This is a genomic window from Polaromonas sp., from assembly GCF_035638815.1.
Taxonomy (GTDB): Bacteria; Pseudomonadota; Gammaproteobacteria; order Burkholderiales; family Burkholderiaceae_C; genus Polaromonas.
Genome location: NZ_DASQZG010000031.1, coordinates 63,746 through 79,248, shown reverse-complemented (window position 1 = coordinate 79,248; position 15,503 = coordinate 63,746). Strand labels below are relative to the sequence as shown.

Here is a 15,503-nt window from a genome sequence, read left to right as displayed (position 1 = left end):
TTAGCCAAACCTCCCGGTGATGTAATCTTCAGTTTCCTGGCGCTTGGGCTTCATGAAAATGTCCCCCGTCACGCCGTATTCAACCATCTCACCCAGATACATGTAAGACACGTAGTCGGATACACGGGCTGCTTGCTGCATGTTGTGCGTCACGATCAAAATGGTGACCTGGTTCTTGATTTCGCCAATCAGCTCTTCGATGCTGCCGGTGGCAATCGGATCAAGCGCAGAGGTCGGTTCGTCAAACAGAATGATTTCGGGATCGGTAGCCAGTGAACGGGCAATGCACAGGCGCTGCTGCTGTCCGCCCGACAAATTGGTCGCAGACTCCATCATGCGGTCCTTGACCTCGTTCCAGATTGCGGCAGCTTTCAGAGCCGCCTCTACCTTGTCTTCCAGATAGCTTTCTGACTTTTCCCCACGCACGCGCAGGCCGTAGGCGACATTTTCGAAGATCGACTTTGGGAATGGGTTCGGCTTCTGGAACACCATGGAGATGCGCATGCGCACTTCAATGGGGTCGACGGCGTGGTCAAGAATATCCACGTCATCGGGGTAGAGCTCGATTTTTCCGTCATAGCGGTGACCCGGATACAGGTCGTGCATGCGGTTGAAGCAGCGCAAATAAGTTGACTTACCGCAGCCGCTGGGGCCGATCAGAGCCGTCACCTTGTTTTCGTAAATCGGCATGGTGACGCCCTTGAGGGCTTTGAAGGCACCGTAATAGAAGTCGAGGTTCTTCGACTGGGCCTTGAGCGCAGGCGCGTTGTCGGGAAGCGTAATGGTAGATGGCATGGTGTTTTTGATCTCTTGAAGGATTACCACTTGATATTTTTGCGAAGGCGGTAGCGAAGCCAGATGGCGAGCGCGTTCATTCCAACCGTCAGGAACACCAGCACAAGACTCGCGGCTGCCGCATTGGCATGAAACGCCGGGTCAGGCCGGGAAGTCCAGTTGAAAATCTGGATGGGCATCACAGTGAACGGTGAAAACAGCCAGTCAAACAAACCGGCAGGCGTCTCGCCGGTAAAGGGCATGGGCGGCAGGAACGCAATAAAGGTCAGGGCGCCAATGGTGATGATGGGAGCCGTCTCGCCGATGGCGCGCGACAAACCAATGATCACGCCGGTCAGAATGCCGGGCATGCCATAAGGAACCAGATGGTCGCTGACAACCTGCCACTTGGTGGCACCGCAGGCATAAGCACCTTCACGCACCGTCTGTGGGATCGCCCGCAGCGCTTCGCGGGTGGTCACGATCACAATGGGCAAAATCAGCAGCGCCAAGGTCAAGCCGGCCGACAGAATGCTCTGGCCAAAGCCGAAGGTGTAGACAAACAGGCCCAGAGCCAGCAAGCCGTAGACGATGGAAGGCACACCTGCCAGATTGCTGATGTTGATCTCGATCACGTCCGTGAACCAGTTCTTGCGGGCATATTCCTCAAGATAAATCGCGCTGGCAATCCCCACGGGAATTGCAAACAAGGCGGTCACGATCATGACGAAAAATGATCCGACCCAGGCCGAAAGAATGCCGGCTTGTCCAGCCCGGCGCGAAGGGAAACTGGTGAAAAATTCAGACGTGATACGGGGCGCACCGTCGATGACCATTTCCACGAACAAGGCAACAAGGGTCAGAATCGCCAGGGCGATGGACGCCAGGCCTGCCAGGCCGAAAATGACGTCCCAGCGGCGATGCGACTTGATGATGGCACGGAGCTCTTCCGTGCGTTTTGTGTTGCGGTCCATCAATAAGCCTCCCGATATTTGCGGCGCAGCCAGTGGCCTAGAAGATTGAACATCAGTGTGATCAGCAGCAGCGTCAAACCAGCGGCAAAAATCGTCTGGTAGCCAACACTGCCATGAGGCAAGTCACCCAGTGCGACTTGCACAATGAACGATGTGATCGTCGCTGCAGGTTCCAGCGGATTGAGCGACAGATTCGGTTGCATGCCCGCTGCTACAGCCAGAATCATCGTCTCACCCACCGCGCGTGAAATGCCCAGGATGTAAGCCGAAGCGATTCCGGAAAATGCTGCCGGCACGACGACCCGCGTGGCGGTCTGAAAACGAGTGGCTCCCATGGCGTATGAGCCCTCCCGAAGACTCATGGGCACGGCGCGCATGGCATCTTCTGACAGGGAAGACACGTAAGGGATGATCATGATCCCCATCACGATACCGGCGGACAGCACGTTAAACGTCGGCAAACCGGGATAGATTTTTTGAAGCAATGGCGTGATGACCAGCAACGCAAAGAACCCGTAAATAATCGTCGGTACGCCAGACAGAAGCTCCAGCACCGGCTTCAGAATCTCCCGCAATCTATGCTCGGCGAACTCCGACAGGTAAATGGCGATGATGGTACCCAGCGGTATGGCGATGCACAGGGCCACCAGTGAGCTCGACAAGGTGCCCGACAGCAGCACGATGATGCCGAAATGCGCATCGTCAAACAAGGGAGTCCACTGCGTATCGGTCAGGAATGTCCACAAAGGAACATTGCTGAAGAAGACCAGGGACTCTTTGAGAAGAATGTAAACAATGGCCAGCGTGGTGAATACAGACACACATGCCGCCATGAGAAGGACAAATTCAATGATCCGATCAGTGCGTTTGCGTGCGGCTTTGATGTCCGCCAGTTCGGCAAGGCGGGCTGCGCCCGTCAGTCGCTCGGCAATCACAATGCGATCCGGGGTAGTGGAAGCACTCATTAAGGATTCATTTCTGTAAAAAGCGGCTCAACAAAAAAATCTGCCTGCAACTTCCGACAAGTTTGCAGGCAGACGATGTTCAAGCCTTGATATCTAACAGCTTACAGTTTGGCTTCGCGCTTGACCAGCTCTTCGATGCTGATGCCCACTTCGTTCTTGCCGCCGAAAATTGTGCCTCTTTTGTTGTCAGCAATGTGTTTGACATTGGAGGTGTAAATGGCAGCTGGCAGCGGAACGTATTTGACTTCCTTGGCCATCTTGGCGCCCTGGGTCATGTAGAAATCAACAAACTTCTTGACTTCAGGCTTGGCCAGCGATTTGGCATTGATGTAGATGAAAATCGGGCGAGCCAGTGGCTGGTAGGTGCCGGCGATAACAGTCTCGGCGCTTGGCGACACAGCAGGTTTGCCATCCTTTTCAACGATAGGCAGAGCCTTGAGTTTGCTGGTGTTTTCTGCGTAGTACGCAAAACCGAAGTAGCCGAGGGCATTGACATCGCCGGCAACGCCTTGCACCAGCACATTGTCATCTTCCGATGCCGTGAAGTCGCCGCGGCTAGACTTGGACTTGCCGACAATGGCTTCAGTGAAATAGTCAAACGTACCGGAGTCCGAGCCAGCGCCAAACAGCTTCATTGGCTGGTCAGGCCAGGTTGGGTTGATCTGGTTCCAGCGCATGACTTTGCCCTGCGCGGCTGGTTCCCACATTTTTTTCAACTCAGCCACGGTGGCTTGCTTGAGCCAGGTGTTTTTTGGGTTGATAACAACGGTCAGGGCATCAAATGCAACTGGCAGCTCGAAATACTCAACACCAGTCTTCTTGCAATCAGCCATTTCGGAAGCTGTGATTGGGCGTGATGCATTGGAGATGTCAGTTTCGCCGCGGCAAAACTTTTTGAAACCACCGCCGGTACCAGACACACCAACGGTCACTTTCAGACCCTTGTTGGCTTTCTGGAACTCTTCGGCCACAGCCTCAGTAACAGGGTAAACGGTGCTGGAGCCGTCGATCTTGACGACCTGGGCGAAGCTGGCCACGGGCATGGCGCCCAGGAGCGCCAGCGCTGACGTCGCGAGCAGGGATTTGATTGGGAGAGATTTCATGGAGATTCCTTTCGGATTTATTAACTAACTTGAACTACTTTATGTCATAAATATGACAATTCAATGACACTTAGGCGGGTTTGCAGTTTTGGCCTTCGGCTTTCCCGGAGTGCATCAGGGTGACGCCGCCCGCGCCTTTGGTCATCAACGTGTAACCCTCTCCTTCGTACACGCCATCACTTTTCATGTCGAGCTCTGCGCTGCCATGGTGCCCACGCACGCGAACGGTCTTGCTGTCTTGAGCCGCACGTGCGCTGAAGGTTTTTCCACCTTCGCAGGAGAAGCTGACAAACTTTCCAGCGCTCATTCCGGCAGGCACCGATGGGTTAAAGGCGCAGCCTGCCAAAAGCGTGATAGCGACAAGGGGTGCGGTAAAAACAAATTTCATGTGGAGTTCTCCGACAAAGGTTGATAACAAAATGTAGTTTCGAGGCTGTATGTGACAAGGGAGTGACAAATCCGTGAAATATCAACGCCACGGACTGTTGCACACGGCGCGGCCTTAAACCCCGCCAGCTTTCCCCATGCGCACGACCAGATGCGCCTCGTAACGGTCCCACATCATGGGAATCACAAAAGGCGCTGCTTCAAAGCCGGGTGGGGTCACGCCATCCGTCTGGTTGATGACACGGGGCGGCGAAATATCCATGGCTTCGCCAAAATGGCGACGTGCATAACCAGACATCTGGTTGGTAATTTCGCCCACGATGTCGCGGTGGCTCGCATCGGTGTAGCTGCTCTCGCCCATTTTGAGCAACACGTGGGTCAGCAAACCGCGCGGCGCAGAAAAGGTGACGCTGCCGCGGTAATGCCCACTCAAATCGATTCGACCCTGAAAATCATTCCACACGACGGTCTCAGTACCGTCGAGCATGTATGCCGTGCGTACCGCGGCCTTGTGCCCGGTGGTTTGCGCAAAAAAGGCCATGGCCGCATCCGAAAAGATCTTGATGTCTTCCACTTTCAGTCGGGTCGTGCTCATACCATCAACTCCTGAAGGGATTCGACGAGTTGCTCGTCAGAAAAGGGTTTAAGCAAGAAACCATGGGCGCCCTTCCTCATGGCTTTCAGGGCGGTGGCCCTGTCGCTCAGGGCCGAAACCACCAGAACACGCGCATCGGGCAGGAGAGTGCGCAATGCTTCAAGACAAGCTGGCCCGTCCATCACCGGCATCGTCAGGTCCATCGTGACAAAGTCGGGTTTGTGAACCTTGGCCTGTTGAATGGCCTGCTCTCCGTCTTCGGCCGTTGCGACAACCTTGACGCCCGCCAGACGTTGATCCATGGCCAGACGGGATATCCGGTTGCGGAAGATCATGGAGTCATCCACGACCATCAAGCTTCTTGTCTTCATCACGCCACCCCGAACTTCAGGACGAAATGGGTCGAGATATTGGGCTGCGTCATCACCCGCAATTTCGCGCCGGCTTTTTCGGCTATTTGCCGCACAAGGGACAAGCCCACGCCACGCCCGGCGTGCTCGGTCACTTCCGTGGCAGTTGAAAAATGAGGGTCGAAGATAAATCCAAGCACTTGGGAATCAGTAAATTGCTCAGAGTCGGATCGCAGCTGTGCCATGCGGCGTCTGACTTCTGGCACCACAATGCCCCGTCCGTCGTCGCTTACGGTGACCTCAATCAGGCCGTCAGCGGCTCGGCCAATATCAAGGCGGAGTTCACCCACAGGGGGCTTGCTGAGCTTGGCGCGCTCCGATGGCAGCTCAATGCCATGCACCACGGCGTTTCGTACCAGCTGAGGCAAAGCCTCGCGCAACACGCGCTCCACGTGCTCCGGCAGTGGTTTTTCATCCACATAGGCAGTCAGACGGACCTGCTTGCCAAGAGATTGGGCCACCCGCTCAGACAGGGACCGGAGATTGCCCACCATGGCGTCGAGCTTGCGCGGCTCATCGAGTGACGCGTTTGAAGCGGGGCGACCAATACGTGAGAAAACCCGGAACAGGCGGTCAACCTGATCCTGCACGCGGGACAGCTCAAAAACGATGGGAATCAGGTCCTCCCCGGAAAGATCGCGTCGCTTGAGCAAGGGGGCCAGCGCGTTTTCCATCAAGTGAGCCTGGCGTGCAACAGCTGTCAGGCTGAGGGCCGCGCCCTCGCCCTTGATGCCGTGCACGAGCCTGGCCGCCTCATCAACAAGTGCCTGGTAGGCTTCTGGCCGCCGGCCAACCGAACGCATGGACTGGTTGAGGTCGGAAAGTTTTGCGCGCGCGTCGAGCAGAAAGTCCTGAAGCAACACGGGCTCCTGCTCCAGCACACGAATGAGGTCATCCACGTCGCTTTTGGCCGCTTCCTGTGTGGCGGCCAGTTCGCGCTCCAGCTGCACCTTTTGCGTGACATCAAATACCGTCACCAAGAGCTCCACGACCAGGCCGCCCTCCCGCACCTGCGTCATCTGAAAAGTCACAAATCGCGACTTGGCAGACCCGTCCCCCGGCGCCTTGATCTGCACCTCTCTCAGGGGATCAAGCTGAGCCAGCAGACCTGGCTTGACTTTGGGATCAAACATCAGATCGAGAAAACTGTCCGCCTCTTCAGCCCGCTCTTTTGTCAGCATGCCCTGAAGCAGACCCCGAAAACTCTCTCCGGGCAAAACGTCGCGCATAAAGAGGCGGTGCACAGACGCGGACAACTGACTTCCGATGGTGCCATCCGCCTTGACCAGCAACAGCCCTTCCGAAACTGTCCGCAAAATGTCGTCCGTCTCCTGGCGGGCCACTTCCGCCACACGGTCGCTCGCATTCAAACGCCGCAAAAACTTGAAAACGATGTAAACAAAATTGATCAACGCCAGAACAATGGCGGCGATCTGAATCTGGCGCATTCGTTCGGTTTTGGTATTGGCAGCGGCTTCGACACCCACAGCCAGATCGTTGGTCAGCGCCATCAGGCGGATATTTCGTGCCACCGCTTTGGTGGCTGCAATTTCAATATCCTCCAGCGTTGGTTCGGCTGCAGCAATCACCGGGCGGATAGACTCCTCCAGCGGCACCCACTCGCGCTCCAGTTTCTTGAGCATGTCCCGCAACTCGTCGGGATTCAAACCGAAAACGGTGAACTCTGTGTCCTGGGTCATTGAGCTTTTCAGCGAGCTCAAGCCCTGAACAAATGCGGCTGTACCCTGGTTCAGTTGCGCCATGCTGGTCTGGATCGGCAGTTCGCCCTTCTTCTCGATCTGCAAAGTCAACAGCGACTTGGTGATTTGCTGCGTCAACATGCGCAACTCACCAGATGCATTCATTCGGCTGGCATCACGCTCAAGCTGAATGGACGCGTAAAAATTGAAGAACAAAATCCCGAGATCGAGAACAATAAAAAGCAGGATGGCGAAGAGCAGATCGCGGTATTTGCCCAAGCCCAGAGAAGATTTCATAGTTTGTTGTTGTTCATAAAATTGCAGAACACTATCTTGCAATTCCCACATGACGTGCCTATGACAAGCGGGGAAACCAGAAGAAACATCCCATGTGATGAGCAACAGTGCGTGACTGCTCGGCACGGATGCTATGCTGGGTTTGAAAAAACAATCGCTCGCACATGCAAAATGGAACCCGCCTTGCTGCCGTGGACCTCGGCTCCAACAGCTTTCGCCTCGAAATAGGCCGCCTCGATCACGGGCAGATTCACCGCACCGAATACCTCAAGGAAACTGTCCGACAGGGCAACGGACTCGACAAAGACCGCAACCTGACCCCCGACGCCATGCAACGTGGCTGGGATTGCCTGGCGCGTTTTGGCGAACGCCTGGCTGGATTCAAAAAAGGCGAGGTGCGCGCGGTGGCCACTCAAACGCTGCGTGAAGCCCGCAACCGCGACGCTTTTTTGCGCCGCGCCCATGAGGTATTGGGCTTTCCCATCGACGTGATCTCGGGGCGCGAAGAAGCCCGCTTGATCTACCAGGGGGTCGCCCACATGCTTCCGCAGTCTGATGAGCATCGGCTGGTGGTCGACATCGGCGGGCGGTCCACTGAGATGATTCTGGGCCAGGGCCTTACCGCGCTGACCATGGAGTCCTACCGGGTGGGAAGCGTGGCCTGGTCAATGAAATACTTTCCCGAGGGGCAATTCACCGCCAAGGCCTTCCAGACGGCCGAAGTAGCCGCCAAGGCTGTCCTGGAGGAAGCGACCAACGTCTATCGCGCTGGGAGTTGGGAGGTAGCGTACGGGTCATCGGGCACCATAGGGGCCGTCGGCGACGTGCTTGTGGCTGCAGGCATGCCTGCGGGCCTGGTCACACGTGAGGGGCTGGACTGGCTGCTGGACCGGCTGCTCAAGGCGCAAAGCGTAGACCGGCTCAAGATTGAGGGCATGAAGGACGACCGTCGCGCCGTTATTGGCGGTGGTGTCAGCGTGTTGCGTGCGGTGTTTGAATTACTTGGTATTGAGGAAATGCACGCGGCCCAAGGCGCCCTGCGGCACGGCGTGCTGTATGACCTGCTGGACCGTGAACAGGAAACCACCGACCTGCGCTCGACCACGGTGTTGCGTCTGGCGCAGAAATTTGCCGTGGAAACCGCCCAGGCCCAGCGCGTGAGCAAGATCGCCCGATTTCTTTTTCAACAAATCAGCAGCGGGCTGCTGCCTGTAGACCTGGACCGTTTTCAGCGCAAACTGGATTGGGCAGCACAACTGCATGAGATTGGCAGTCACATCTCGCACAGTGATTATCACAAGCATGGGGCCTACATCCTCGACAACGCTGATGCGCCCGGCTTTGCACTGCCGGAACTGCACCGCCTCGGTCTGCTGGTGTTGGGCCACCGCGGCAAGTTGCGCAAGCTTGACGCTGATTTCGAAGATACCGTTTTTATTCAGCAACTGCTGTGCTTGCGGCTCGCGGTCATCCTCTGCCACGCCCGGCGCGACCCGGAGTTCAAGTCAATTCAGCTTGGCTGTGTGGCAGGCCATCAACGCTTTGTGCTCACCTGCCCGCCAGGCTGGAGCACCGCCTATCCACAGTCGGCGCACCTCCTGCGTGAAGAAGTGCTGGCCTGGCAGAAAACACCGTGGACGCTGGCGCTGACAGGGATCTAGACAGGTTGCGTTGACTCGCGGATGCTAAACGGTATAAACTATATACACCGTTTATTTGAAGAAGGAAATTCTCATGGCAACTGCGACAAAACCAGTGACAACAACACCCCGCAAGTCAGGCACCAGTACCAAAAAAGCTGTGACAAAGCGGCCAACCGCCCCCAGCAAGGCAGCCAAAACCGCGAACAGTGGCACGGCGCCCATCGTGAAAAAAACCGGCGCAAAACCGGTTGCACCAAAGAAGGTCTCTGCCAAACCGGCGGTCAAGCTTGAGAAAGCGCCTAAAGCCAAGAAACCAAAACTGGTTCGCGACAGTTTCACCATTCCGAAGGCCGAATTCGTCGTGCTGGAAGAACTCAAACAGCGTGCTGCCAAGCTGGCCCGCCCCGTCAAAAAAAGTGAGCTGCTGCGCGCGGGCATAAAGGCCATTGCAGCCATGCAGGACGCGGCATTTCTGACTGCCCTCAACAACGTCCCCGCCATCAAGACAGGCCGCCCCACGCTCGCTGGATGAGTCGCGCAGGCTACCCCAAGCAACCGCGTCTCATAAATACCGGCTAGGAAGGGACCGAACGCAGAGGGACTCCCAAATGGCCGGCAATTGCACGGCCAACAAGGTCCTGCTCTTGCGCACTCAAGGTGGTAAGCCTGCGTGGAATGCGCAGCTTGGTTGCGCCACTTGTTGTCACCAGCTCGACGACGCGGCGATCTTCGTCCACGCCGCTCCACGACTGCTGGACTGCGCAAACTCCCGCAAGGTCCAGCGCCGTCGATGAACCTCCCAGCACCGACATGCGCTTGACGCTCACCGCGTTCGTCTGCTGATCGAATGTGTAGTGCTCCCGGCAGGTCATCGCGTAGGCGCACCACCCAAAGGCAACGCCGACCGCACCCAGCAGCACCACAGGCATTTGTCTGGCCTGCGGTACCAGAAGAAACACCGCACCCACAATGATCAGCACAACGAGCAAAAACACCGCAAGCTCGCGCCCGCTCTGGCGCAGCTCCAGTTGAAGCTGACGCGGGTGAAGGCGGTCAGCCCTGACCGTTGCGGTCATGGCACCATATGTGGTCGCGCGGTCAAGGGAGCGTCAAACAGATGAATTACTATGATTTTCATAGCACAAGTCGCCCATTACGAAAGGGAGGGACGCCGGTTTTAATCAAAAAATAGAGTTCTGACACTTCAAAGTACTTCAGGCGACTGCACCGTAACGACCACTGTCTGAGCACCGCCCAAACGCTCGCGGTTACGCAGCCACCAGAGGGCGCCCTTCTTCACAGCACAGTCGCTTTCCTGCAAATTCAGCAACTGGGCGATGACCTGGCCTAGCGTGGGCTGATGGCCAATCACCAGGATGGGCAGCTTATTGGACGGCCACTGGACCAGTTCCAGAAGTTGCGACGGCGGCGCGTCGGGGCCCAGCTCCGCACGAATTTTGTATTTGCGTCCCAGGGCGAGTGCTGTTTGTTCGCAGCGGCGCGCGGGGCTTACCAGGATGCGCGCACCTTCGGGCAATTGCCGGTCCAGCCATACAGCCATGCGCGCGGCCTGCTTTTCGCCGCGTGCGGTGAGGGATCTGTCGAGGTCGCTAACGCCGCTGGCGTCCCCAGGTTGCCAGTCTTCGGCTTCCGCATGACGCCAGAGAATCAGGTCCATCTCAGCGCTCCGTGGTTTCGCTGTTCGCGGTGTAGCGGGCCATCAACGCAATTTGAGCGCTATGGTGTTCACCTGGACCCGAACTGTCAACGCGCAAGTAGCTTCCGTCGGCCTGTAAATCCCAGGCGTCCTTGCCGTCATGCAGGTAGGCAACCAGACATTCGTCGACGATGCGCTGACGGATGACCGGATCGGTTACGGTCCAGGCCAGTTCCACACGCCTGAGCATGTTGCGGTTCATCCAGTCTGCACTGGACAGGTACAGCGTTTCTTCGCCGGCACAGCGAAAGTAGAAAACGCGGGAATGCTCCAGAAAACGGCCAATGATTGAGCGGACGCGGATGTTATCAGTCACCCCCGGAAGCTGGGCTGGCAGCATGCATGCGCCCCGCACCACCAGATCAATCTTCACGCCCCGCTGCCCTGCCCGCACCAGCGCCAGCATCATCGCCTCATCGGTCAGCGCATTCATCTTGGCGACGATGCGCGTGTCTTTGCCCTGCGCAGCCGCTTCACCCAAGGCATCAATCTGTTCAATCAACTTGCGGTGCAATTGAAACGGCGCCATGAGCAGGCGATGCAGCTTGGGCAACTTGCTCTGGCTTGCCAGGTGCACAAACACGTTGTCAATGTCGGCCGTCAATGCAGCATCGGCGGTCAGATAACTCACATCGGTATACAGGCGGGCGGTTCGGGGGTTGTAGTTGCCGGTGGACAAATGCGCGTAACGACGCAGGTGATGCCCCTCCCGCCGGGTGACCAGCAGCATCTTGGCGTGCGTCTTGAGGCCTACTACGCCATAGACCACCTGTGCGCCTATGGATTCCAGCATCTCGGCCCAGTTGATGTTGGCTTCTTCGTCAAACCGGGCTTTCAGCTCCAGCACCACCATGACCTCTTTGCCGCGGCGCACGGCCTCGCGCAGCAGGACCATCAACTCGGAGTCTGACCCGGTACGGTAAATGGTTTGCTTGATGGCCAGCACCTGCGGGTCGTTCACGGCCTCACGCAGAAAATCGAGCACGCCGTCAAAGCTCTCGAACGGTTGATGGACAGAGACATCGCCCTGCTTGAGTCGTTCAAAAAATGATTGGCCAGGCGTCAGCTGGATCGGATAGCAGGCTTTGTAAGGCGGGAACAGCAGCTTGGGATCATTGACCAGGTCTACCAATTGGGTCAGTCGGTACAGGTTGACCGGCCCATGCACCCGGTACAGCGACTCGGGCGGCAGGTTGAACTGCGTGAGCAGAAATCCGGAGAGATGCTCCGAACAACCTGCCGACACCTCAAGCCGCACCGCCTGCCCGTAGTGACGTTGCTCCAGCCCGAGACGCAGGGCCGTGCGGAGATTCTTCACGTCGTCTTCGTCAACTGCCAGGTCCGAGTGGCGCGTCACGCGGAATTGTGAAAACTGCCCCACTTCGCGTCCAGGAAACAGCTCATCCAGATGCGCCCGGATGACGCTGGACAAGGAGACAAAACATCGGAGCTTGCCCGACACCTTTTCCGGCATGCGAATCAGGCGCGGCAATACCCGGGGCACCTTGACGATGGCAATGTCGTTTTCGCGGCCAAATGCATCGCGTCCACCCAGGCGAACGATGAAATTAAGCGACTTGTTGGCCACCTGCGGAAAGGGGTGGGAAGGATCAAGTCCGACAGGAATCAACAAAGGCCTGACCTCCCGTTCAAAGTAGGCCTTGACCCAGGCCCTTTGAGCCGCGTTGCGGTCACCGTGGGAAACAATCTTGATGCCATGCTTCTCAAAAGCGGGCATCAACTCGTCGTTGTAAAGCGAATATTGACGCGCCACGATGTCATGCGTGGCAGCTGACAGCTCCTTGAACGACGCGGCGCTGTAAGAGCCCTTTTGCTCTTCGTTTTGCGCAGCCGTCAAATGCAAGGCGGCACGGACTTCAAAAAACTCATCCAGATTGGACGAAACAATGCAGAGAAACCGAAGGCGCTCCAGCAGCGGCACGTCTGCCCGTTTAGCGCCGTCTAGCACCCTTTCATTGAAGGCGAGGATGCTGTGGTCGCGATCCAGAAACTTGACGTTTGCTGTGTCCGCCGACGTGGGCGCTGAAGAATGGGACATCGATTTGAAATGTATTTGTAATAAAACTGACTTTTAGTATTGCCCAGTTAGATGACAAAACCGTGACAAGCCGATTTGCTAAAGCGCGTTTGCGACGATCAACTTCGAATTGGTTTTTTGCCGGGCGGGCACCAGATGCCCCTCAAACAGCCGGGCCGCATGGGCCCAGCTGAAAGCCAGCGCACGGTTGCGGGCCTCCTGCCGGGGGACGGCCAGTGCACTATAACAAGCGCGCTTCAGGTCGTCGTCCATCACCCCACCGTGACAAGCGCCATCTGGCGTGCCCAGCACCTCCAGCGGCCCGTCCACCGGATAGGCCGCTACGGGCGTACCGGTTGCCATCGCTTCCAGCATCACCAGCCCAAAGGTTTCGGATTTGCTTGGAAAGACAAAGACATCCGCCGAGGCATACACCTTGGCCAGTTCAGACCGGGGAAGCACCCCCAGCCATCGGACCTGCGGAAAACGCGCCTTCAAAGTCTCTTCCAGCGGCCCGACACCGCACACAATCTTGGTCCCCGGAATATCCATCTGCAGAAATGCATCGATGTTTTTTTCGTAAGACACCCGGCCCACGAACAACGACACCGGGCGGGCCAATACGCCCACAGGTGGGTACAGCCGGGGCTGCGCACCGAATGGAAAAAGCTCCGTATCCACGCCATGGGTCCAGCTGCGCAGGTTGCGAAAGCCCCGCTGCTTCAGCATGCCCAGCACACCATTGGTGGGCACCATCACGCCTGACGACGGCTTGTGGAAGTAGCGAAACAGCGCATAGCCCCAGGACAGCGGGATTTTCAACGCAGCGTGCAGGATCTCTGGAAACTTGGTGTGAAAAGCGGTGGTAAAACTCAAGCCCCGCTTCAGGCAATAACTCCTGGCAGCCCAGCCCAGCGGGCCTTCTGTCGCGATATGGATCGCATCCGGTTGCATCTCCGTGAGTCTTTGCGTGAGCACGGCTTTGGGCTTGATGGCCAGGTCAATGCCGGCATACCCGGGGCAAGGCCGTGTTTTAAACAGCCCAGGGTGAATAACGTCAACCTGGTGCCCCAGCTTTTCAAGCTCCAGAACAAGCTCGACCAGGGTTGTGACAACACCATTGATCTGGGGCTTCCATGCGTCGGTAATCAAGGCGATCTTCATGCATTCACCGCGCTGACAGTCGGGGCCCGACCAACAGGGGCGACATCAGGTGCCCAGTGCAACAACTCCAGCGTGCCATCAAAATTTTCAACAAGAGCGGTTCGACTTTCGACCCAGTCACCATCATTGCAATAAAGGGTGCCATTGATGTCGCGCATCTCGGCTCGGTGGATGTGCCCGCAGACCACGCCCTGATGGCCCCTGCGGCGTGCTTCGTTGGCAACAGCCACTTCAAAGTCCGTCACGTAGTTCAGAGCGGTCTTGACCTTTTGTTTGAGGTAAGCCGAAAGCGACCAGTACGGCAGGCCCATGCGTGCACGCAGGCCGTTGAGGTAGCGATTGAGTTTGAGCGTGAATTCATACAGGTTGTCCCCCACGATAGCGAGCCACTTGGCACACTGGACAACTGCATCGAAGTAATCACCATGAATGATCCACAGATTGCGGCCGTCCGCAGTGGTGTGGACCGCTTCCTCCATGACTTCGATGCCGCCGAACTGGTGGCCAATAAATTCACGCGCAAACTCATCATGATTGCCGGGCACGTAGATGATTCGGCAGCCCTTGCGGGCGCGCCGCAGCAGCTTTTGCACCACATCGTTGTGCGACTGCGGCCAGAACCATTTGCGGCGCAACTGCCAGCCGTCCACGATGTCCCCTACCAGATAAAGATGTTCGCTGGGGTGAGCCTTCAAAAAGTCCAGCAACTCGCCGGCCTGACAGCCCGGCGTACCCAGGTGTAGATCAGATATGAAAATGCTGCGATAACGCTTGCGCACATCTGCGTCGTCGTGGTCATCGTCCCCTTGTGATGGGTAGCCGTTGTCCATGGCGCCGAGCTTGTCAAACAGCGTCCGCATCAGTCAGCCTTGGCTGAAAAGTGCTTGCGATAACGCGGCGGCAAGTCTGCAATGCGCATCATCATGGGCAGGTCGGCGGAGTTGAAGTCAGGGTCCCAGGCTGGCGCGCCCAGTACCTTGGCGCCAAGGCGCAGATAACCCTTGATTAGTGCAGGTGGCTCAACATTCAGCGAATCATCAAGGCGGTCGACTGGCAGCGCCAGACGCGGCGTGACGTGGTAATCAATAGGAGCCAGATGCGATTGACGAACCTGGCGCCAGATGCTGGCGGCCGCCTGTCCGCTTGAAGCACCCGTGTGCTGCATCGGAATGCTGGCGCAGCCAATCATGGTGTCCAGTTGGTTGCGCGCCATAAATTCGGCCAGAGCGCCCCACAGGGCCAGAATCACGCCGCCGTGACGATGCTCTGCATGCACACAGCTGCGGCCCAGTTCCACCATGCGCGAGCGTAAAAAGCGCAGTCGTGTGAGGTCAAATTCGGTGTCGCTGTAAGTGCTGCCAGCGCGCTTGGCCTGGGTGGGTGTGAGCACGCGGTAGGTGCCTATGACTTCCTGGCTCTCCTCATCGCGCACCAGCAGATGTTCGCAGTAGTCATCAAACAGATCAATGTCATGACCAGGCAAGGTGTTGGGCAGCGTTGCGCCCATCTCGACCGCAAAAACCTGGTACCTCAGACGCTGCGCTTGCCGGACCTCGTCCTGGTGCCTGGCCCAGCCGACCTGGATTTTCCCCACGGCAGGCCTTTGAACAGCGGCTGGAATGGAAGCATGAGAGCTTTGATGAAGTAACCCCCGTGAAAAATGCGCCGGGGCGACTGGCGACAGATCAAATGTGGGATTGGGCAGTTCTTTCATGATGACTCCTTTGATTTATCTC

The 15,503-nt window shown here is 57.2% G+C and carries 16 protein-coding genes; 2 read left to right on the top strand and 14 right to left on the bottom strand.

What is annotated here, in order from left to right; all coding sequences use genetic code 11:
• The 8 genes from pstB to VE934_RS17955 form a co-directional block, all read right to left on the bottom strand.
• A complete protein-coding gene (gene pstB / locus VE934_RS17990) occupies positions 1–795 on the bottom strand; it encodes a phosphate ABC transporter ATP-binding protein PstB (protein ID WP_324890115.1) in 795 nt (264 codons plus the stop codon).
• Positions 796–818: 23 nt separating this feature from the next.
• Positions 819–1,748 carry a phosphate ABC transporter permease PstA gene (gene pstA, locus VE934_RS17985; protein ID WP_324890113.1) on the bottom strand — a complete coding sequence of 310 codons (930 nt, stop codon included), beginning with the start codon at positions 1,746–1,748 and terminating at the stop codon, positions 819–821.
• Positions 1,748–2,713, bottom strand: coding sequence for a phosphate ABC transporter permease subunit PstC (pstC, locus tag VE934_RS17980; RefSeq protein ID WP_324890111.1), 966 nt, complete (start codon positions 2,711–2,713; stop codon positions 1,748–1,750). Before pstC ends, pstA begins: the two co-directional genes overlap by 1 nt.
• Before the next feature lie 101 nt (positions 2,714–2,814).
• Positions 2,815–3,816 (bottom strand): PstS family phosphate ABC transporter substrate-binding protein, encoded by a 1,002-nt coding sequence (locus VE934_RS17975; RefSeq protein WP_324890109.1) that lies wholly within the window; start codon positions 3,814–3,816, stop codon positions 2,815–2,817.
• Between the two features lie 70 nt (positions 3,817–3,886).
• Entirely contained in the window at positions 3,887–4,204 is a 318-nt protein-coding gene (locus tag VE934_RS17970; RefSeq protein ID WP_324890107.1) for a hypothetical protein, read from the bottom strand.
• 114 nt (positions 4,205–4,318) lie between these two features.
• Entirely contained in the window at positions 4,319–4,798 is a 480-nt protein-coding gene (locus tag VE934_RS17965; protein WP_324890104.1) for a chemotaxis protein CheX, read from the bottom strand.
• Positions 4,795–5,169, bottom strand: a complete 375-nt coding sequence (locus VE934_RS17960; RefSeq protein ID WP_324890102.1) for a response regulator — start codon at positions 5,167–5,169, stop codon at positions 4,795–4,797. The genes VE934_RS17965 and VE934_RS17960 overlap by 4 nt, the downstream gene beginning before the upstream one ends.
• Complete coding sequence (locus VE934_RS17955; protein ID WP_324890100.1) at positions 5,169–7,205, bottom strand: type IV pili methyl-accepting chemotaxis transducer N-terminal domain-containing protein; 2,037 nt, start codon at positions 7,203–7,205, stop codon at positions 5,169–5,171. The genes VE934_RS17960 and VE934_RS17955 overlap by 1 nt, the downstream gene beginning before the upstream one ends.
• A gap of 164 nt (positions 7,206–7,369) precedes the next feature.
• Here VE934_RS17955 and ppx point away from each other — a divergent pair, with 164 nt between their 5' ends.
• Both ppx and VE934_RS17945 read left to right on the top strand, forming a co-directional pair.
• Positions 7,370–8,866 (top strand): exopolyphosphatase, encoded by a 1,497-nt coding sequence (ppx, locus tag VE934_RS17950; RefSeq protein WP_324890099.1) that lies wholly within the window; start codon positions 7,370–7,372, stop codon positions 8,864–8,866.
• Positions 8,867–8,939: 73 nt separating this feature from the next.
• A complete protein-coding gene (locus tag VE934_RS17945) occupies positions 8,940–9,380 on the top strand; it encodes a hypothetical protein (RefSeq protein WP_324890096.1) in 441 nt (146 codons plus the stop codon).
• A 43-nt stretch (positions 9,381–9,423) separates the two neighbouring features.
• On the opposite strand, the gene VE934_RS17940 is transcribed toward VE934_RS17945, so the two are convergent.
• From VE934_RS17940 to VE934_RS17915, 6 genes are all read right to left on the bottom strand, one after another.
• The gene (locus VE934_RS17940) at positions 9,424–9,924 is read right to left on the bottom strand and encodes a hypothetical protein (RefSeq protein WP_324890094.1); all 501 of its coding nucleotides are present in this window, start codon (positions 9,922–9,924) and stop codon (positions 9,424–9,426) included.
• Positions 9,925–10,052: 128 nt separating this feature from the next.
• Positions 10,053–10,526: a SixA phosphatase family protein gene (locus VE934_RS17935; protein WP_324890092.1), complete on the bottom strand. Its 474-nt coding sequence runs from the start codon at positions 10,524–10,526 to the stop codon at positions 10,053–10,055.
• Between the two features lies 1 nt (position 10,527).
• Positions 10,528–12,624: a polyphosphate kinase 1 gene (gene ppk1 / locus VE934_RS17930; RefSeq protein WP_324890090.1), complete on the bottom strand. Its 2,097-nt coding sequence runs from the start codon at positions 12,622–12,624 to the stop codon at positions 10,528–10,530.
• Positions 12,625–12,702: 78 nt separating this feature from the next.
• The gene (locus VE934_RS17925) at positions 12,703–13,767 is read right to left on the bottom strand and encodes a glycosyltransferase family 1 protein (protein ID WP_324890088.1); all 1,065 of its coding nucleotides are present in this window, start codon (positions 13,765–13,767) and stop codon (positions 12,703–12,705) included.
• On the bottom strand, positions 13,764–14,627 hold the full coding sequence (locus tag VE934_RS17920) for a UDP-2,3-diacylglucosamine diphosphatase (RefSeq protein ID WP_324890085.1): 864 nt from the start codon (positions 14,625–14,627) through the stop codon (positions 13,764–13,766). Before VE934_RS17920 ends, VE934_RS17925 begins: the two co-directional genes overlap by 4 nt.
• The gene (locus tag VE934_RS17915) at positions 14,627–15,481 is read right to left on the bottom strand and encodes a GNAT family N-acetyltransferase (protein ID WP_324890083.1); all 855 of its coding nucleotides are present in this window, start codon (positions 15,479–15,481) and stop codon (positions 14,627–14,629) included. Before VE934_RS17915 ends, VE934_RS17920 begins: the two co-directional genes overlap by 1 nt.
• Between the last annotated feature and the right edge of the window lie 22 nt (positions 15,482–15,503).